The following is a 17,437-nucleotide window of genomic DNA, read 5'->3' on the forward strand; positions in this document are numbered from 1 at the left end:
TACAATACTTAACGGAAGCCCTTACTGATAAAAGTACCGATAATTACCAGTAATTCCACCCGAGTCGCGATGTGAGTGGGTAATTTTTCGCGGACACTCATGAACAGGCAACACCACAGACGTAGCGGGTTTCCGATAAAATGGCTCAATATTTATTTCAAAGCCTTCCACCTTTTATTTTACTTACCATCGGATCTGTAAATTTCTTTTTAACCTGATTTGTCATTCTGGAACGACTGTTAACTGAATAATCAAGCAGAATTTTCGGCGCGGGTGTTAAAGCGGCTACCCTGACCCATCATCCGCCTGAAAGGCCTGCCCTCCCTTTTTGGGTAAAAAAAAGCCTCCTCACGAATGAGGAGGCCGGATAACAACAGCAGCCAGCCGCGATCGCGATCGCGTCAGGCGTGGGGGTTAGTGCAGCTTGAGCCGCGGGCGGATTACCCTATTGATACTGCCGACCAGCATCATCAGCCCGGTTTTGAAATAGCCATGCAGTGCAATCTGGTGCATACGGTAGAGCGAGATGTACACAAAGCGCGCAATGCGCCCTTCAACCATCATCGATCCGCGCATCAGGTTACCCATCAGGCTGCCGACGGTACTGAAGCGTGACAGTGAGACCAGCGAGCCGTGATCTTTATAGACGTAGGCTTTCAGGGGCTTACCCTGACGCTGCGCCAGAATATTTTCCATGGCGCGTGATGCCATCTGGTGTGCCGATTGCGCACGCGGCGGAACAAAGCCGCCACCTGGCAAGGCGCAGGAGGCGCAATCGCCAATCGCATAGATGTCTTCATCCAGCGTGGTTTGCAGCGTCTCTTTCACCACCAGCTGATTGATACGGTTGGTCTCCAGCCCGCCAATCTCTTTCAGAAAGTCAGGGGCTTTGATGCCGGCGGCCCATACCATCAGGTCAGCCTCAATAAACTCACCGTTTTTAGTATTCAGGCCGTGGCGCTCGGCGCTGGTCACCATGGTCTGCGTCAACACCCGCACGCCCAGCTTGGTCAGCTCCTGATGGGCGGCCGCTGAGATGCGCGGCGGTAGCGCGGGCAGAATGCGCTCGCCCGCCTCAACCAGCGTGACGTTCAGCGCTTCGCGTCCCAGTCCTTTAAAGCCATAACTGTGCAGCTGTTTTACCGCATTGTGCAGTTCCGCCGACAGCTCGACGCCGGTTGCGCCGCCGCCGACAATTGCGATGTTTACCTTCTCCACTTTGCCTTCGCTGGCCGAGAACTTCAGGAACAGGTTGAGCATTTCATTGTGAAAACGGCGCGCCTGATGCGGGTTGTCGAGGAAAATGCAGTGATCTTTGACGCCGGGGGTACCGAAGTCATTGGACGTGCTGCCCAGCGCCATCACCAGCTGGTCATACGCCACTTCGCGTTGTGGCACCAGCACCTCGCCGTTGGCATCCAGCACTTCTGCCAGCTGGATCACTTTGCGGGTGCGATCGATATCGGTCAGCGAGCCAAGCTGAAATTCAAATCCGTGGTTGCGGGCGTGCGCCAGATAGCTTAACGCATCAATCCCTTCATCCATTGAGCCGGTAGCCACTTCATGCAGCAGCGGTTTCCACAGGTGGCTGTGGTTACGATCTACCAGAATGATTTCGGCTTTCTTTTTACGACCGAGTTTATGACCCAGCTGCGTCGCCATTTCCAGGCCGCCAGCGCCCCCTCCAACGATAACAATTTTCTTAACAGACGTAGTCAACAAGGACCCCCTCAAATTGTGAACCAAAAGTTAATCAATGGTTAAATTAAACCTTAATAAACATAGGGTTGGCGAAGTTAAAATCGCAATCTGAGGGCAGAATAGCATGGCGCAGACAGGAGAACATAAGAAAATTGATATACATCAAAGCAGGCAGATAAAACTCAGAAAATTACGCAGCGAAAACAGGCACCTCGCGGTGCCCTTTTGCTTAACCCAATGTTTTGAAAGCTTTTATCCGCTGAAGATGTGGGGAGATATTTTTGAATTTGTGCCCTTCGGACTCGTCCCAGACAATTTCATAAAAAGGATGGAGTTGATCGGCGATACGCTGGCTGTCGAGTGCCTCATCCTGTCGCGAAAGAAAGGTCAGGCAGCGGTCACGATTGCGTTCGCGAAAATCGCTGACGCATTTGGTCGCGATATCCTGATACTCCTCCGGGCGGTCAATTTTTCCTTCCATGTTCTCAAACGGATAGAGGTTAGGATTAAAAATCGCCTGGCGGATGCCGCACAAAAACCCGATGCGCTCTGACCAGTAACCGCCCAGCCCTACGCCACAAATCAGCGGCCGATCGTCGTCGCTCAGGCTCAGCATTTTATCGGTCTCTTTCAGCAGAAACTGCATGTCATGTTTGGGATGACGGGTGCTGTAACTGATCAACCTGACGTCAGGATCGATAAACTGCAGTTGCAGCACCTTTTCGTGATTACCCGGACTGGTGGAATCAAAACCGTGCAGATAGATGATCATGATAATCCTCAAGGTAGAGATAGCGCCGGGCAGTCACTGCTTACCGCGACGCTTTATAAGCCAGCCAGCGTTCCTGAAGTGAACTCAGTTGCTGCGCATTGCTTTTCCAGCGACGGCTTGCCTGCAGGCTGTCGCGGGTAAAAGTGCCTCGATGATACAACTGCGTGACCCGCTCTGCCCCGATCAAGGTCAGGTTATCTAACACACTGATAGCCCCCTGACGCTGATTGCAGACCAGAATCATGTCACAGCCGGCAGCAAGCGATTGTTGCGCACGCTCCGGATAGCTCCCCATCACGGCAGCCCCTTCCATCGACAGATCGTCGGAGAAGATGACGCCGTTAAAGCCCAGCTGCTGGCGTAACACCGTTTTGAGCCAGTAAGGCGAACCGCTGGCGGGTAGCGGATCGATGTCAGTGTAGATCACGTGCGCCGGCATAATGGCGTCCAGCGCCTGTTCTTCGATCAGCGTGCTGAAGATCGCCATATCATGCTCGCGCAGCGTGGCTTCATCGCGCGGATCGCGTGGCGTCTCTTTGTGTGAATCGGCGCTGACTGCCCCGTGGCCGGGGAAATGTTTCCCAGTGGTTTTCATGCCGGCTTCGTGCATTCCGGCAATAAAGCGGCGGGCGACCGCCAGCGCAATCGCCGGATCGGCATGAAACGACCGGTCGCCGATCGCTGCGCTGATGTGGCCGATGTCGAGCACCGGTGCGAAGCTGATGTCGATATCCATCGCGATCATCTCGGCAGCCATCTGCCATCCCGCCTGTTGCGCCAGCTCGCCTGCGGTCGTTTGATCGTGGAGCGCGGCAAACGACTGCATTGCCGGCAACTGGGTGAAGCCGTCCCGGAAACGCTGGACCCGTCCGCCCTCCTGATCCACTGCCACCACCAGCCGGGTGTGCGATGCCGCGCGGATCTGCCGCACCAACTCCGCCAGCTGCGCCGGATCGTGATAATTACGGGCAAACAGTATCAGCCCGCCAACCAGCGGATGCTGCAAAATTTCGCGCTCTTCGCCGTCCAGCTCATAGCCTTCGACGTCGAGCATCAATGGGCCGGGTAAATGTGATGTCATAACCTGAATCCTGTCGCATTGCGTCGCTGCGCAACGCCGTTAAATCTGTTCCCAGCTCTGTCGAGCCATCTGTTGCAAAGTTTCATCGCCACTTTGCTCGGCGCGCAGCTGATACCAGCTGGCCATCAATAGCCGCAGCCACGGTTGCCAGCATGCCACCTGCCGCTGAAGCGTGCTCAACGGCAGTCGTGCCGCGTCAGCGTACTCTCTCAGCCAGTCAGCCTGATGCTGCGGATCGGCCGCGCAGACCGCAGCCAGTTCCAGTGCCACATCGCCATCCGCCGCATATTCCCAGTCGATTAAACGCAGCTGCCGGGCATCCTGGATCAGATTGCCGCCGTGGACATCCATATGCAGCGGTGCCAGCCTCAGCGGTCGGGGCTCGCCCTGCCGGGTGAGGCTCTGCAGCGCGGCCAGCCAGCGGTGATGTCGCTGCTGACACGCCTGCCAGTAGTGCCACAGCAGCGGCCGCAGCAGCAGGCGATAGCCGGTCAGCGGCTGCTGATGCAGCTGTCGCAGCAGTGCGACAACTGCCGGACGTTGCTGACTGAACGCCGCGCTGTCGAGCGGTTCGCCAGCCGACCATGTCAGCAGCACGCCGTGACGGTTGCCCGCGATCGGTGGTGCCGCCAGGCCAGCCGGCTGCAGTTTGCTTAACAGACGAAACTCACGCTGCCGATCGACAAACGGAATAGCGGGTTGCGGTGCGGGCCGCGCGATAAAAGTCCCGCGCGGCGTGACAATTTTCTGGCTCTGGCCGGTCAGGCCGGCCAGCGGCGTGACGGTCATTGAAGCGGTCTCACCGATGGCCTGCTGAATAATCCGCTGGAAAGCCGGATTAATTCTGTGCAACGCCGTTACCGGACCAGATGATCTCGCCGGTCTGCACCAGCATCAGCTGCATCTGCAGCGTCGGCGCTTTCACATCGCCCTGCGCGTTGCTGTAGAGCACATACTGGGCATTAACGTTGCGCGCCAGACCGATGGCTTTACTGCGCGAATTGAGGCTGTCATCCGGCGATAAACCCAGCGTTTGCTTGGCCTGATTCAGCTGTTCAGTGGAGACCAGCGTGAACTTGCCATTGTTGTTCAGGGCGTTCTGAATCGCGGCGGTCGCTTTCTCGCTTTGCAGCGCGCCGTTAGTGCTGTTTTTAATCCGGTCCACCAGCAGAACGCTGCCCGGCTCGGCGCTGGCGGCGCTGAGCATCTGCGCCACTAATGGCTGAACGCTGGCATCCCAGTTAATGGTTTTCAGCTTCGGCGGCTGAGGAATCGGCTGCGGTTGCGGTACCGGCTCAGGTTGCGGCACCGGCTGCACCGGCTCAGTCGGCTGTGTCGGTTCGACCGGCGCTGGCTGCTGCTGTTTCACCACACAACCGGTCAGAATGAGCGCCATCAGAAGCGCTCCAGTACGATTAACACTGCGTATCACGTAAACAATCCTTAAAGATAGAGATAAAGGCGAACCTTGCTGGCGCTCAGGTTACCCAGTTGCGAAATCACGACAATGCTCCCCTGTGCCGGAACGCTGACGGTTTGTGCCGGTTCCTGCGGGGTGATTTCCAGCCCCTTGTCGTCGTACCAGTAATAACGATAGTGCACAATCACCGGCGTTTCGCGTTGATTATAGAGCACGCTGGCGGCACGCTTCTGTCCATCGTGCTCATCCAGCGTCGGTTCATCGGTGATGATGCCCGCGGATAAGACAGACGACTCCATCACCAGTGACTGCGAGGTGTTGATCATCGGTTTATCACTGCTGCAGCCAGCCAGGCTGAGCAGGAACGGCAGGCCAATCAGCCAGGATCGCATAGCACGTTTCCGTTAGAGGTTCAGTTTGACAACATCGGGCCAAGCGGCTCGCCGCCCAGCAGATGCATATGGATGTGATACACCTCCTGACCACCATGTTTGTTGCAGTTCACAATCAAACGATAGCCATCCTGATCGATCCCTTCCTGACGGGCAATCTTCGCGGCAGTGGTAAACATGCGGCCCAGCGCATGTTCATGCGCCGCTTCAACCTCATTCACCGTTGGGATCAGCACATTCGGCACGATCAAAATATGGGTTGGCGCTTTTGGCGAGATATCGCGGAACGCGGTGACCAGTTCATCCTGATAAACCACATCAGCGGGGATTTCGCGGCGGATAATTTTACTAAAAATGGTTTCTTCAGCCATGGTGCAATTCCTTGAGCCTGAGTCGTAATCAAGCAGTATGCGGGAGAAATTTGTTTTCTTTCAACCTCAGGTCCACTTTTCTTACATTGTTCGCCTCTCTTTACAGCCTCGCTTCTCAGCCCCGGTTAAACCTCGCTCCGGATCGTGCATATTGATGCGCGCTACAGCACAAAAATGAAACGCCGTTTTATAAATTAGATTTTAGCCGCCCTTTTCTTTGTATGATTGCCACTTCACCCCGGACGTTTGCCAAATCACGAAGGTTAAGCCGTCGTTGCAGTTCTACTTTGCTTACCAGTCCGGGTGAAAAGCCCGGCGTCGTCATGAGGGATTTACCGACATTCACCATCAAGGAGCACTCACCATGCGCTCACGTAAGATTGGTCTTGGCCATTATCTGGCTTACGGTTCCGGGGATTTTCTGGGAGCAGGTACTACGGCGCTGACCGCCGCCTGGCTGCTCTATTTCTACACCACCTTTTGTGGGCTGACGCCGATTGAGGCGACCCTGATCTTTGCTGCTGCCCGCGTACTGGATGCCGTCGTCAGCCCGCTAATGGGCTTCCTGACCGATAACTTCGGCTCGACCTGGCTGGGCAAGCGCTTTGGCCGGCGCAAATTCTTTATCCTGTTAGGCATACCCTGCGTCTTCAGTTATAGCCTGATGTGGATCAGTGACATGAATTTCTGGTGGTATCTCTGCACCTATCTGCTGTTCGATATGGTCTACACCATGATTCTGGTGCCTTATGAAACGCTGGTTCCTGAGATGACCGACGATTTCAAACAGAAAACCCGCTTCTCGGGTGCCCGCATCGGCCTGGCCCAGCTTTCCGCTATTCTGGCGGCGTTTTTACCCGGTATCCTGCTGGGCGCGCTCGGCAAAGACAATCCGCACTCCTTTTTCTATGCCAGCCTGGTTTTCTCCATCATCTGCGCCCTGGTGCTGACGCTGGTGTGGTTCTTTACCTGGGAGCGGCATCCGGATGATTTTTCTGCCGAGTCACGCCGTGCTGAGCAGGAAAAACAGCAGCTGACGCTGATGCAGAACCTCAAGCGGCTGCATGTCGAACTGACCTCAACCTTACGCATTCGTATCTTCCGCCAGCACCTTGGCATGTATCTTGGCGGTTATATCGCGCAGGACGTGTTTAACGCCGTCTTTACCTGGTATGTGGTGTTTGTCCTGATGCAGAGCGCCCAGGTTGCCTCGAATCTGATGGGCACCATGGCGGTATTACAGTTTATTGCGGTGATGGGGATGATTCCGCTCTGTATCCGCATGGGACCAGCGCCCGCCTATCGTCTGGTGGCGGTGCTGTTCGGGCTGGCGGCACTCTCATATGCCCTGCTGTGGTATGCCGGAATGAACGATAACCTCGCGCTACTGTTACTGATTTCCGCAGTGGCTGGTCTGGGACGCGGCGGCATTAACTATGTGCCGTGGAACACCTATACCTACATCGCCGATGTGGATGAGGTGATCACCGGCCAGCGTCGTGAAGGTATTTTCGCCGGTATCATGACCTTAACCCGCAAGGCGTCGCAGGCCGGGGCGGTGATGCTGGTTGGCATCGTGCTGCAGCTGTCAGGCTTTGTCTCCGGCCAGGCGACTCAGGTGCCGGGCGTCAGCCACACGATTCTGGCGATCCTCAGCCTGGGCACGGTGGCAGTCCTCACCTGCGGCTTCCTGGTATCACTGCGCTTCAAGCTGAATCTGCAGACCCACACCGTGCTGCGTGAAGAGACGCTGAAGATGCGGGAAGCGGGACGTATCGTGCCAGAAAAAATCACTCCCGAAGCGCGACAGATTGTCGAAACGCTGGCGGGCATGCCCTATGAAAATCTGTGGGGCAACAACAACATTGGCTTCCTGAATCGCATGAAGCCTGCTGCGCCAAAGTTAGCGTCGCAGTCCCCTTTACTCTCATCTATAAATCCGACCTTAAAGTGACAGGAATAAACCATGACTGTATTTCCCGTTAAACACAGCGCGTTATTGTGCCAACCTGAACATCTGCTGCCACGCAGCGAACTGGTACAGCTGATTCAAAAGCTGACACAAAATCTGGTCAATATCACCGATGAAACCGGCGAGTTTCTGCTGCGGCTGGACGATGGCCGGGTGATTGATACCAAAGGCTGGGCGGGTTGGGAATGGACACACGGCATTGGCCTGTATGGCATGCTGCACTACTATCAGCAAACCGGCGACCAGCAGACGCTGGCGATCATTGATGACTGGTTTGCTGAGCGGCTGGCGGAGGGAACGCCAACCAAAAATGTGAATACCGTTTGCCCGTTTCTTACCCTGGCTTACCGCTACGAAGAGACTGGCAACGCCGCATGGCTGCCGGTGCTGGAGCGCTGGGCAGAATGGGTGATGTACGAAATGCCGCGTACCGAACAGGGCGGTCTGCAACACATCGTGTATAACAATGAAAACACCCAGCAACTGTGGGACGACACGCTGATGATGAGCGTGATGGCGCTGGCAAAAATCGGCCAGTTGCTGAAACGTGACGAGTGGGTCGAAGAAGCCAGTTACCAGTTCCTGCTGCATACCCAGTACCTGATGGATCGGGAAACGGGTCTGTGGTTCCACGGCTGGAACTTTGATGGTCGCCATAATTTTGCCAACGCACGCTGGGCGCGCGGTAATAGCTGGCTGACCATCGTTATTCCTGATTTTCTGGAGATGATGAACTGGCCTGAGCATCATGCAACCCGCCGCTTCCTGCAGCAGGTGCTGGCCTCTCAGGTGAAGGCCCTGCAGGCGTGTCAGCACAGCAGCGGCCTCTGGCATACCCTGCTTGACGACCCACAGAGCTATCCGGAAGCCTCGGCCACCGCGGGTTTTGCCTATGGCATTCTGAAAGCGGTACGCAAGCGTTATCTGCCAGCGGAATACCGTGAGATGGCGGAAAAGGCGCTGCGTGGTGTGATTGCCAACATCGATGACGACGGCGAACTGAAGCAGGTATCGTTTGGTACCGCGATGGGCAGCGATCTGGACTACTATCGCAACGTGCCGCTGACCTCGATGCCCTATGGCCAGGCGATGGCGCTGCTCTGCCTGACCGAGTATCTGCGCGTTTACCTGTAAACCCTGGCCATAAAAAAAGCCCCGCTCAGCGGGGCTTTTTTGTTACTCAGCAACCATTACATGCTGCGGATGTAATCATCCATATCGGTTTTCAGGTTATCGGACTTGGTACCGAAAATCGCCTGAACGCCTGAACCGGCTACCACGACGCCACGCGCGCCAAGGTTTTTCAGTTCGGTCTGGTCCACTTTCGCCACGTCAGCCACGCTGACACGTAAGCGGGTGATACAGGCATCAAGGTTAGTGATGTTCTCTTTACCACCAAATGCTGCAACCAGTTTGCCCGCCATTTCGGTGCCGGTCGCCGTGGACTGCTCGGTGCTGGTCTCTTCACGGCCTGGGGTTTTCAGGTCCAGTTTAGCGATCAGCACGCGGAAGATGGTGTAATAAATCAGACCGTAGATGATACCGATAATCGGGAACAGCCAGATTTTGCTGCTGTTACCGCTCAGTACGATAAAGTCGATCAGACCGTGCGAGAAGCTGGTACCGTCACGCATTCCGAGCAGAATACAGATTGGGAAAGCCAGACCAGCCAGCAGCGCATGGATTACGTACAGAATCGGCGCAACGAACATGAATGAAAATTCAATCGGTTCGGTGATACCGGTCAGGAACGCAGTCAGCGCAGCGGAGATCATGATACCGCCCACTTTGGCACGGTTTTCAGGCTTCGCGGAGTGCCAGATAGCAATCGCTGCGGCTGGCAGACCATACATTTTGAACAGGAAGCCACCGGAGAGTTTGCCTGCGGTCGGGTCACCTGCCATGTAACGTGGGATATCGCCGTGGAACACCTGACCGGCCGCATTGGTGTATTCACCGATCTGCATCTGGAAAGGAACGTTCCAGATGTGATGCAGACCAAATGGCACCAACGCGCGTTCAATTACGCCATAAATACCAAAGGCGACAACCGGGTTTTGATAGGCAGCCCACTGCGAGAATTCCTGAATCGCGGAACCTATCGGTGGCCAGATAAAGGAGAGCAGCACGCCGAGAATGATAGCTGCCAGTCCGGAAATAATCGGCACAAAACGCTTACCGGCAAAGAAGCCCAGATATTCTGGCAGCTTGATGCGGTAAAAACGATTAAACATGTACGCGGCGATGGAACCGGCGATAATTCCGCCCAGTACCCCGGTATCCGCCAGGTGTTTCGCCTCAATTTCTGCCGCAGGCAGATGCAGCACCAGCGGTGCGACAACCGCCATGGTTTTCACCATGATGCCGTATGCAACCACGGCAGCCAGCGCCGATACACCGTCGTTATTGGTAAAGCCCAGCGCCACACCGATGGCGAAAATCAGCGGCATATTGGCAAACACCGATCCGCCCGCTTCTGCCATCACATGCGAAACCACTGCAGGCAACCAGCTGAAGTTGGCCGAACCGACACCTAACAAAATCCCGGCAATCGGCAGAACCGATACCGGTAGCATGAGCGATTTACCGACCTTTTGCAGGTTGGCAAAAGCATTTTTGAACATAGCGTGAAGCTCCTGAGTATGAGTGCATATTTCGCGCAGTGCGCGTGGTAAAGAGGGAGGATTCTTTACCGGTTGGCGGTATCCGCCTTTTGATTTATTACGAAGGGTAAAATAAATCGCTGTTTGTTACTTTGACGGTTATCACGTTTCGACAATCGCAGCCGTGCACTTTACGAAATATCTTACTGACCCGCACGAATTATCAGCAATAAAACGCTGGCCTTGTCAGGAAAACAAGGCCATATGCGCATATTACAGATTAATTACAGAGTCTGAAATAAACCGCGGACTCAGGCGCCCAGCCGACTCATCGGGATATGGAACAGCTCAGAAAAGTTACGGGTGGTGGTGGCCGCCAGCGTGTCGATATCCACGCCTTTTAGCACCGCCAGATAATCTGCCACATCACGAGTATAGGCGGGCTGATTTTCTTTGCCACGGTAGGGGACCGGCGCCAGATAAGGCGAATCGGTTTCAACCAGCATCCGATCCAGCGGCACATAGCGGGCCGCCTCACGCAACTGCTCCGCATTACGGAAGGTGACGATGCCGGAAAACGAAATGTAGAAACCCATATCCAGCAGTTTAGCAGCGGTAGGCTGATCCTCAGTGAAGCAGTGCAGAACACCGCCGCAACGTTCAACCTGCTCTTCACGCAGGATGGCCAGCGTGTCTTCACGCGCATCCCGGGTATGCACAATGATCGGTTTATTCAGGGCAATACCGGTGCGGATATGCTCGCGGAAAGACGCCTGCTGTTGCGCTTTGGTCTCCTGCTGGTAGTAATAATCCAGACCGGTTTCGCCCAGCGCTACTACCTGTGGATCGGCGGCCAGACGGCGAAACTCCTCGACGTCATAAGCCTCTTCCTGATTAAGTGGATGAACACCACAGGAGAGCGCAATATTCGACCGATCGCCAACCAGCGCTTTCAGAGTATGAAATCCGGGCAGCGTGGTGGCGATCGCCAGCATAAATTTCACATCACGCGCCGCCGCTTTGGCGATCACATCGTCCAGGTCGTGATGGTTTTTCTCATAATCCAGGCCATCAAGATGGCAATGGGAATCAACAATAAACATAGTTACTCTCAAAAAGGGTTAGCCGATCAGCGCTGGCTTCATGTTATCAGCCCAGCTCAGCAGCTGGTCGGTCAGCAATAATTCGCGGTTAACCGCCGCCACGTGCAGTAACTGCTCACGACAGCGCATCCAGCCCTGCGCGCTGCTGTTAAGCGCCGTAGGGCTAAAGTGTTCGGCCAGCAGCAGCACCACGTCCTGACGGTCAACGTTACTGAGCCACTGACCCGCATTCTGCTGCCACTTCATCGCATCCAGCAGCAGGGAGAGCAGCCAGCCAATGCGTACCGCCGCGTCATCGGCGTTGAGCACCGGCAACAGCTGCAGAATATCCTGTTGCAGTGCCGCGGGCAGCGCATCGCACAGTTTCTGCCGCGCCTGCCACGGGCCTGCTGCCAGCAGATTCAGTGCTGCTTCAGGCGCACCGGCACTGAGTCGCAGCGCCGCCACCAGCATCGTTTCATCCTGATCTGACTGTTTTTTCAGCCAGTGCAGGCTCTGCTCTTCGTCCGGCGGCGACAGATGCAGCGTCATGCAGCGGCTGCGCAGCGTCGCCAGCAGGCGCGAAGGATCGCGGCTGCTGAGAAAGAACCAGCTATTGGCTGGCGGCTCTTCCAGCGTTTTCAGCAGAGCATTGGCGGCTGCTTCTGAGAGCTGAGCCGCATCGGGCAGCCAGACAACCTTGGCACCGCCCTGCTGACCAAAATGGTACATTTTTTCCGTGACCTGACGCACCGCATCGATGCCCAGAGTATTTTTACCTTTCTCCGCTTCCAGCCGATACCAGTCCGGATGGGTGTTAGCCTGCATCAGCTGACAACCGTGGCACTGACCACAACTTTTCAGTCCATCAGGCTGCTGGCACATCAGCCAGCGGCTTACGCCCCATACCAGCGCTTCATCGCCCATCCCGGCCATCGCCTGAATTAACAGCGCATGGTGACCGCGACCCTCCTGGTGCTGAGCAATCAGCTGGCGGTAGAGCTGATTCAGCCACGGATACCAGTTCATCCCGCCTGCTCCGCCAGCCAGCCCTTGAGAGCCGCCTGAAGTGACGCTGTCACTTGCTGCAGCGACTGGGTAGCATCGATGGTCAGAATGGCAGGATCTTCTGCCGCCAGCGCCAGATAACGATCGCGGGTACGTTCAAAAAAGCGCAGCGATTCCTGCTCAATGCGGTCCAGCGCGCCGCGCGCCCGGGCGCGTTGCAGACCGATATCTGGCGTGACATCAAGATAGAGCGTCAGATCGGGGCGAAAATCGCCGAGCACCGCATCGCGCAGAGTACGCATCAGCTCACTGTCGAGCCCGCGTCCGCCTCCCTGGTAAGCCTGTGAAGAGAGATCGTGACGATCGCCAATCACCCAGGCACCACGGGCCAGCGCCGGTTTGATCACCGTTTCAACCAGCTGCACCCGTGCCGCATAGAGCATCAGCAGTTCCGCTTTATCGGTCACCTGCTCACCTTCAATGCCCTGCTTGACCAGCACCCGCAGCTGCTCCGCCAGCGGCGTTCCACCGGGTTCACGGGTGAAGACCATCTCTTCAATCCCGCGTTCACGCAGGGTGGCGACAATCGCCTCGCGCGCGGTGGTTTTACCAGCGCCTTCCAGGCCCTCAATGACGATAAACTTACTGTTCATTTTTTTCCTTCAGCGTTTGCCGGTAAACCTGCACCGCCCGGTTATGGCTGGCCAGATTGGTGGTAAAGGTATGGCCGCCCTTTCCATCCGCCACAAAATAGAGGTAATTACTCTTTTCCGGGTGAGCCGCCGCCTGCAGCGACGCTTTGCCCGGCATCGCAATCGGACCTGGCGGCAGACCATTAATGATATAGGTATTGTAATCGGTTGCCGTCTCCAGGTCTTTACGCGTCAGGGTGCCGTTGTAGGCCTGGCCCATGCCATAAATCACCGTAGGATCGGTTTGCAGCCGCATTCCGGTACGCAGCCGGTTGATAAATACCGAAGCGACACGGGCGCGCTCTTCACTGACGGCGGTCTCTTTTTCAATGATCGAGGCCATCGTCACCAGATCCTGTGGTGTTTTATAGGGCAGGTTATCCGCCCTTTCCTGCCAGACCTGATCGATGGTTTTCTTCATCCGCTCGTGGGCGCGCTGCAGAATCGACAGATCGCTGGTGTTGGCGGTATAGAGATAGGTGTCCGGGAAGAAGTTTCCTTCCAGCTGCTGCGGTTCGACCTTCAGCTCACTGGCAAGCGTAGCAAACTGATCATCCTTCAGCGTATGACGGATATAGGGCGCCTTACGCAGCTCACTCAGCCACTCAGTCAGGCGCTGACCCTCGACAAAGCGCAACGGAAACTGCGCCTCTTTGCCACTGGCCAGCAGCTGTAGCAGCGAACGCACCGTCATGGTCGGCTCCAGGCGGTAGGTACCGGCTTTAAAGGTCGCCAGTTCCGGCTCAACCTTGAGTAACGCGCCAAACCAGATGCTGTGCGGAATAATGTGCTGACTTTCTAACTGGGCTTCCAGCGCTACCCGGCCGGTACCGGCAGGCAGCGTATAGATCGTTTCCTGGTGCAGGGTTAACGGAGTGGACGCGAACTGTTTTATCTGCCAGTAACTCAAGGCAGCCGCGACAACCACTATCGCCAGCAGGCTGGCGAGAATTTTTTTACTTCGGCTCATGATGCATCCATTATCTTTTTACAGCTTGCGTACAACTGCTTAAACAGCGCACGTTCAGTAAAGTTCACCGACTCCAGCTGTCGTACCGGCAGAACCGGCATCAGGGCGTTACATATCACGATTTCATCGGCAGCCAGCAACGCGTCAGGCTCACACTGGACAATCCGGCAAGCCTGCCCTGCTGCGGCAAGCTGCGCCATCAGACACCGCCGCATAATGCCATCGACGCCCGCCCAGCGCAGGTCCGGGGTGAAAATCTCCGCGCCCTGTCGCCAGAATAAATTGGCCGCACAGCATTCCACCACCCAACCTTCAGTGTCAAGCACCAGCGCTTCGTCGGCGTCTGTCTGGTCAAGATGAGTGCGGATCATCACCTGCTCCAGCCGGTTGAGATGCTTCAGCCCGGCAAACTGCGGATTGCGTGCCAGCCGAATCGGGCTGATAGCCAGCGAGACGCCCAGCTGCTGTAGATCCGCATAGTGTTGAGGCCAGGGCGCCAGAGAGACGATGCGCGTCGGTTCACCACACCCTTTCCGGCTGTAACCGCGCCCGCCGCTGCCGGCGCTGAGTATCACTTTCAGCACCACCTGCGTCTGCTGCTGTGCCGCCTGGCGCATCTCATTTTCCAGCTGCAGCCAGTCGATCCCGCTGATCAATAGCCGCTCACAGCTCTCTTGCAGACGCTGCATATGACGTTCCAGCAACAGGATTTTGCCGTGCTGCACCGCTGCGGTGGTAAAGCAGCCATCACCAAACTGTAAGCCACGATCGCTGGCCGCCAGCGTTGATTGTTCGATGCCGTTAATCCACATGGTTTTCTCCTGTCGCGGCCGTGACTGACCTCAGCCCTGGCTGAGGGATAATCAGGATAAAAAAAGGCCCGCATCGCGGGCCTTTTCAGTAATCTGAAGCGATTACACTTTACGGAAAATCAATGAACCGTTGGTACCACCGAAGCCAAAGGAGTTACACAGGGTGTACTCCAGGCCGGAAACCTGACGCGCGGTGTGCGGCACGAAGTCGAGATCGCAGCCTTCATCCGGGTTGTCGAGGTTAATGGTAGGCGGTACGGCCTGGTCACGCAGCGCCAGAATCGAGTAGATCGATTCCACTGCGCCGGCGGCACCCAGCAGATGCCCGGTCATCGATTTGGTTGAGCTCACCATTACCGTACTGGCGGCTGTCCCGAACACCGATTTCACTGCCCGTGTTTCCGCTTTGTCACCCGCGGGCGTCGACGTGCCGTGCGCGTTGACATAGCCAATCTGCTCTGGCGTCAGCTGAGCATCACGCAGCGCATTGATCATCGCTGCTGCGGCACCCGAGCCATCTTCCGGCGGCGACGTCATATGATAGGCATCGCTGCTCATACCAAAGCCGACAATTTCCGCATAGATTTTTGCGCCGCGTTTCTTAGCATGTTCGTACTCTTCGAGTACCACAATACCGGCACCGTCACCCAGTACGAAACCGTCACGATCTTTATCCCATGGGCGGCTGGCTGCCTGCGGGTTATCGTTACGGGTTGAGAGCGCACGCGCAGCCCCGAATCCGCCAACACCTAACGGCGTACTGGCTTTTTCAGCGCCACCTGCCAGCATCACATCAGCATCGTCATAGGCGATGATACGGGCCGCATGACCAATGTTATGCACGCCAGAGGTACAGGCAGTGGCAATAGAGATGCTGGGACCTTTCAGGCCATACATGATGGTAAGATGACCCGCCACCATGTTGACGATGGTTGAAGGCACAAAAAACGGGCTGATTTTACGCGGACCGCCGTTGACCAGTGAAGTATGATTATCTTCAATCAGACCTAAACCACCGATGCCGGAACCAATCGCTGCGCCCATGCGGCCTGCATTTTCGTCGGTCACAACCAGACCGCTGTCCTGCATCGCCTGCATACCGGCAACAATGCCGTATTGGATGAAGTCATCCATCTTGCGCTGATCTTTGCGCGAGATGTAGTCATCACAATTAAAACCTCTTACCAGACCTGCAAAACGTGTTGCATACGCACTGGTATCAAAATGGTCGATCAGGTTAATGCCGCTCTGACCGGCAAGGAGAGCACTCCAGGTAGACTCTACGGTATTGCCGACAGGAGACAACATGCCAAGACCGGTCACAACTACACGACGCTTAGACACGTTCGTCCTCCAGGGAGGGGAAATAGGGAACTATGTGGGACAAACATAAAAATCAGGCGGTCGAGCGACCGCCTGAAGATATTCATTAGCCTTTGTGGCTATTGATGTAGTCGATCGCTGCCTGAACGGTAGTGATTTTCTCAGCTTCTTCGTCTGGAATTTCAGTATCAAACTCTTCTTCCAGAGCCATTACCAGCTCAACGGTATCAAGAGAATCGGCACCCAGGTCTTCTACGAAAGATGCAGAGTTGGTCACTTCTTCCTCTTTCACACCCAGCTGCTCACTGATGATTTTCTTAACGCGTTGTTCGATATCGCTCATACTATTTAATTTCCTATCAAAACTCGCTTTCGCGATGGTTTTCGTAGTGTATAAAATGGTGAAAAAGATGCAACAAAATCCCGGCTGGTCGAACCACGATTTTACGCTATTTTGCGGTTTTAACCGCAAATAATGCAAATGATTTCGTGATTTATCAGACCATGTACATGCCGCCATTGACGTGCAGCGTTTCACCTGTGATGTAGGCTGCTTCGTCAGAGGCTAAGAATGCCACAGCATTGGCGATTTCCTGCGCTTCGCCTAAACGACCCGCAGGGACTTCCGCCAAAATTCCGGAACGTTGATCTTCGTTCAGTGCCCGCGTCATGTCTGTCTCAATAAAACCTGGAGCCACGACGTTGACGGTAATGCCACGTGACGCGATTTCGCGCGCCAGTGATTTGCTAAAGCCAATTAAACCCGCTTTTGCTGCCGCGTAGTTTGCCTGACCCGCGTTACCCATAGTTCCAACAACGGAACCGATGGTGATGATACGGCCCACGCGCTTTTTCATCATGGCACGCAATACCGCCTTAGAAAGGCGGAAGACAGAAGTGAGGTTGGTATCGAGGATATCCTGCCACTCATCGTCCTTCATGCGCATGAGAAGATTATCACGCGTAATGCCTGCATTATTGACTAAAATATCCACTTCGCCAAATTCTGCGCGAATATTCTCTAAAACAGTCTCGATTGATGCAGCGTCAGTCACGTTCAGTAACAGGCCTTTGCCCTTGTCGCCAAGGTAAGCACTGATGGCGTCGGCGCCACTCTGGCTGGTCGCGGTGCCTACCACTTTAGCGCCTTTTGCCGCCAGCGTCTCTGCAATCGCACGACCAATGCCGCGACTCGCGCCGGTGACCAGCGCAACTTTACCTTCAAAGCTCATGATTTT

18 protein-coding genes are annotated in these 17,437 nt (G+C 55.5%); 2 read left to right on the top strand and 16 right to left on the bottom strand.

What is annotated here, in order from left to right; translation table 11 throughout:
• Positions 1-414: 414 nt before the first annotated feature.
• The 7 genes from LZU96_RS12415 to hinT form a co-directional block, all read right to left on the bottom strand.
• Positions 415-1,719 carry an NAD(P)/FAD-dependent oxidoreductase gene (locus LZU96_RS12415; RefSeq protein ID WP_233984615.1) on the bottom strand — a complete coding sequence of 435 codons (1,305 nt, stop codon included), beginning with the start codon at positions 1,717-1,719 and terminating at the stop codon, positions 415-417.
• A gap of 211 nt (positions 1,720-1,930) precedes the next feature.
• Positions 1,931-2,473 (bottom strand): alpha/beta hydrolase YcfP, encoded by a 543-nt coding sequence (ycfP, locus tag LZU96_RS12420; protein WP_233984616.1) that lies wholly within the window; start codon positions 2,471-2,473, stop codon positions 1,931-1,933.
• A 40-nt stretch (positions 2,474-2,513) separates the two neighbouring features.
• On the bottom strand, positions 2,514-3,554 hold the full coding sequence (gene nagZ, locus LZU96_RS12425) for a beta-N-acetylhexosaminidase (RefSeq protein WP_233984617.1): 1,041 nt from the start codon (positions 3,552-3,554) through the stop codon (positions 2,514-2,516).
• A 39-nt stretch (positions 3,555-3,593) separates the two neighbouring features.
• Complete coding sequence (gene thiK / locus LZU96_RS12430; protein ID WP_409520470.1) at positions 3,594-4,376, bottom strand: thiamine kinase; 783 nt, start codon at positions 4,374-4,376, stop codon at positions 3,594-3,596.
• A 16-nt stretch (positions 4,377-4,392) separates the two neighbouring features.
• Positions 4,393-4,986, bottom strand: coding sequence for a penicillin-binding protein activator LpoB (gene lpoB, locus LZU96_RS12435; protein ID WP_233984618.1), 594 nt, complete (start codon positions 4,984-4,986; stop codon positions 4,393-4,395).
• A gap of 11 nt (positions 4,987-4,997) precedes the next feature.
• Positions 4,998-5,366, bottom strand: coding sequence for a YcfL family protein (locus LZU96_RS12440; RefSeq protein WP_233984619.1), 369 nt, complete (start codon positions 5,364-5,366; stop codon positions 4,998-5,000).
• Positions 5,367-5,386: 20 nt separating this feature from the next.
• On the bottom strand, positions 5,387-5,737 hold the full coding sequence (hinT, locus tag LZU96_RS12445; RefSeq protein ID WP_094120399.1) for a purine nucleoside phosphoramidase: 351 nt from the start codon (positions 5,735-5,737) through the stop codon (positions 5,387-5,389).
• Positions 5,738-6,101: 364 nt separating this feature from the next.
• Between hinT and LZU96_RS12450 the strand changes: the two genes are divergently transcribed.
• Both LZU96_RS12450 and LZU96_RS12455 read left to right on the top strand, forming a co-directional pair.
• The gene (locus tag LZU96_RS12450; RefSeq protein ID WP_233984620.1) at positions 6,102-7,691 is read left to right on the top strand and encodes an MFS transporter; all 1,590 of its coding nucleotides are present in this window, start codon (positions 6,102-6,104) and stop codon (positions 7,689-7,691) included.
• 12 nt (positions 7,692-7,703) lie between these two features.
• Positions 7,704-8,843: a glycoside hydrolase family 88/105 protein gene (locus LZU96_RS12455; RefSeq protein ID WP_233984621.1), complete on the top strand. Its 1,140-nt coding sequence runs from the start codon at positions 7,704-7,706 to the stop codon at positions 8,841-8,843.
• 56 nt (positions 8,844-8,899) lie between these two features.
• Here LZU96_RS12455 and ptsG read toward each other — a convergent pair whose 3' ends face one another.
• The 9 genes from ptsG to fabG form a co-directional block, all read right to left on the bottom strand.
• Positions 8,900-10,333, bottom strand: coding sequence for a PTS glucose transporter subunit IIBC (gene ptsG, locus LZU96_RS12460; protein ID WP_233984622.1), 1,434 nt, complete (start codon positions 10,331-10,333; stop codon positions 8,900-8,902).
• Positions 10,334-10,623: 290 nt separating this feature from the next.
• On the bottom strand, positions 10,624-11,415 hold the full coding sequence (locus LZU96_RS12465) for a metal-dependent hydrolase (protein WP_233984623.1): 792 nt from the start codon (positions 11,413-11,415) through the stop codon (positions 10,624-10,626).
• An 18-nt stretch (positions 11,416-11,433) separates the two neighbouring features.
• Positions 11,434-12,423 carry a DNA polymerase III subunit delta' gene (gene holB, locus LZU96_RS12470; protein WP_233984624.1) on the bottom strand — a complete coding sequence of 330 codons (990 nt, stop codon included), beginning with the start codon at positions 12,421-12,423 and terminating at the stop codon, positions 11,434-11,436.
• The gene (gene tmk, locus LZU96_RS12475) at positions 12,420-13,055 is read right to left on the bottom strand and encodes a dTMP kinase (RefSeq protein WP_233984625.1); all 636 of its coding nucleotides are present in this window, start codon (positions 13,053-13,055) and stop codon (positions 12,420-12,422) included. The genes holB and tmk overlap by 4 nt, the downstream gene beginning before the upstream one ends.
• The gene (mltG, locus tag LZU96_RS12480; RefSeq protein WP_233984626.1) at positions 13,045-14,064 is read right to left on the bottom strand and encodes an endolytic transglycosylase MltG; all 1,020 of its coding nucleotides are present in this window, start codon (positions 14,062-14,064) and stop codon (positions 13,045-13,047) included. Before mltG ends, tmk begins: the two co-directional genes overlap by 11 nt.
• The gene (pabC, locus tag LZU96_RS12485) at positions 14,061-14,876 is read right to left on the bottom strand and encodes an aminodeoxychorismate lyase (protein ID WP_233984627.1); all 816 of its coding nucleotides are present in this window, start codon (positions 14,874-14,876) and stop codon (positions 14,061-14,063) included. The genes mltG and pabC overlap by 4 nt, the downstream gene beginning before the upstream one ends.
• Before the next feature lie 102 nt (positions 14,877-14,978).
• Positions 14,979-16,220 carry a beta-ketoacyl-ACP synthase II gene (fabF, locus tag LZU96_RS12490; protein WP_233984628.1) on the bottom strand — a complete coding sequence of 414 codons (1,242 nt, stop codon included), beginning with the start codon at positions 16,218-16,220 and terminating at the stop codon, positions 14,979-14,981.
• Between the two features lie 85 nt (positions 16,221-16,305).
• Complete coding sequence (gene acpP / locus LZU96_RS12495) at positions 16,306-16,542, bottom strand: acyl carrier protein (RefSeq protein WP_003849865.1); 237 nt, start codon at positions 16,540-16,542, stop codon at positions 16,306-16,308.
• Between the two features lie 154 nt (positions 16,543-16,696).
• Positions 16,697-17,431, bottom strand: coding sequence for a 3-oxoacyl-ACP reductase FabG (fabG, locus tag LZU96_RS12500; protein WP_094120390.1), 735 nt, complete (start codon positions 17,429-17,431; stop codon positions 16,697-16,699).
• Positions 17,432-17,437 lie beyond the last annotated feature (6 nt).

The organism is Pantoea agglomerans (assembly GCF_021397715.1).
Lineage (GTDB): Bacteria > Pseudomonadota > Gammaproteobacteria > Enterobacterales > Enterobacteriaceae > Pantoea > Pantoea astica.

What these genes read in the sequence shown, in the direction of transcription:
- ycfP (WP_233984616.1), bottom strand. Translation starts at nt 2,473, where the DNA reads ATGATCATCTATCTGCACGGTTTTGATTCCACCAGTCCGGGTAATCAC.
- nagZ (WP_233984617.1), bottom strand. Translation starts at nt 3,554, where the DNA reads ATGACATCACATTTACCCGGCCCATTGATGCTCGACGTCGAAGGCTAT.
- LZU96_RS12440 (WP_233984619.1), bottom strand. Translation starts at nt 5,366, where the DNA reads ATGCGATCCTGGCTGATTGGCCTGCCGTTCCTGCTCAGCCTGGCTGGC.
- hinT (WP_094120399.1), bottom strand. Translation starts at nt 5,737, where the DNA reads ATGGCTGAAGAAACCATTTTTAGTAAAATTATCCGCCGCGAAATCCCC.
- LZU96_RS12450 (WP_233984620.1), top strand. Translation starts at nt 6,102, where the DNA reads ATGCGCTCACGTAAGATTGGTCTTGGCCATTATCTGGCTTACGGTTCC.
- LZU96_RS12455 (WP_233984621.1), top strand. Translation starts at nt 7,704, where the DNA reads ATGACTGTATTTCCCGTTAAACACAGCGCGTTATTGTGCCAACCTGAA.
- ptsG (WP_233984622.1), bottom strand. Translation starts at nt 10,333, where the DNA reads ATGTTCAAAAATGCTTTTGCCAACCTGCAAAAGGTCGGTAAATCGCTC.
- LZU96_RS12465 (WP_233984623.1), bottom strand. Translation starts at nt 11,415, where the DNA reads ATGTTTATTGTTGATTCCCATTGCCATCTTGATGGCCTGGATTATGAG.
- holB (WP_233984624.1), bottom strand. Translation starts at nt 12,423, where the DNA reads ATGAACTGGTATCCGTGGCTGAATCAGCTCTACCGCCAGCTGATTGCT.
- tmk (WP_233984625.1), bottom strand. Translation starts at nt 13,055, where the DNA reads ATGAACAGTAAGTTTATCGTCATTGAGGGCCTGGAAGGCGCTGGTAAA.
- mltG (WP_233984626.1), bottom strand. Translation starts at nt 14,064, where the DNA reads ATGAGCCGAAGTAAAAAAATTCTCGCCAGCCTGCTGGCGATAGTGGTT.
- pabC (WP_233984627.1), bottom strand. Translation starts at nt 14,876, where the DNA reads ATGTGGATTAACGGCATCGAACAATCAACGCTGGCGGCCAGCGATCGT.
- acpP (WP_003849865.1), bottom strand. Translation starts at nt 16,542, where the DNA reads ATGAGCGATATCGAACAACGCGTTAAGAAAATCATCAGTGAGCAGCTG.
- fabG (WP_094120390.1), bottom strand. Translation starts at nt 17,431, where the DNA reads ATGAGCTTTGAAGGTAAAGTTGCGCTGGTCACCGGCGCGAGTCGCGGC.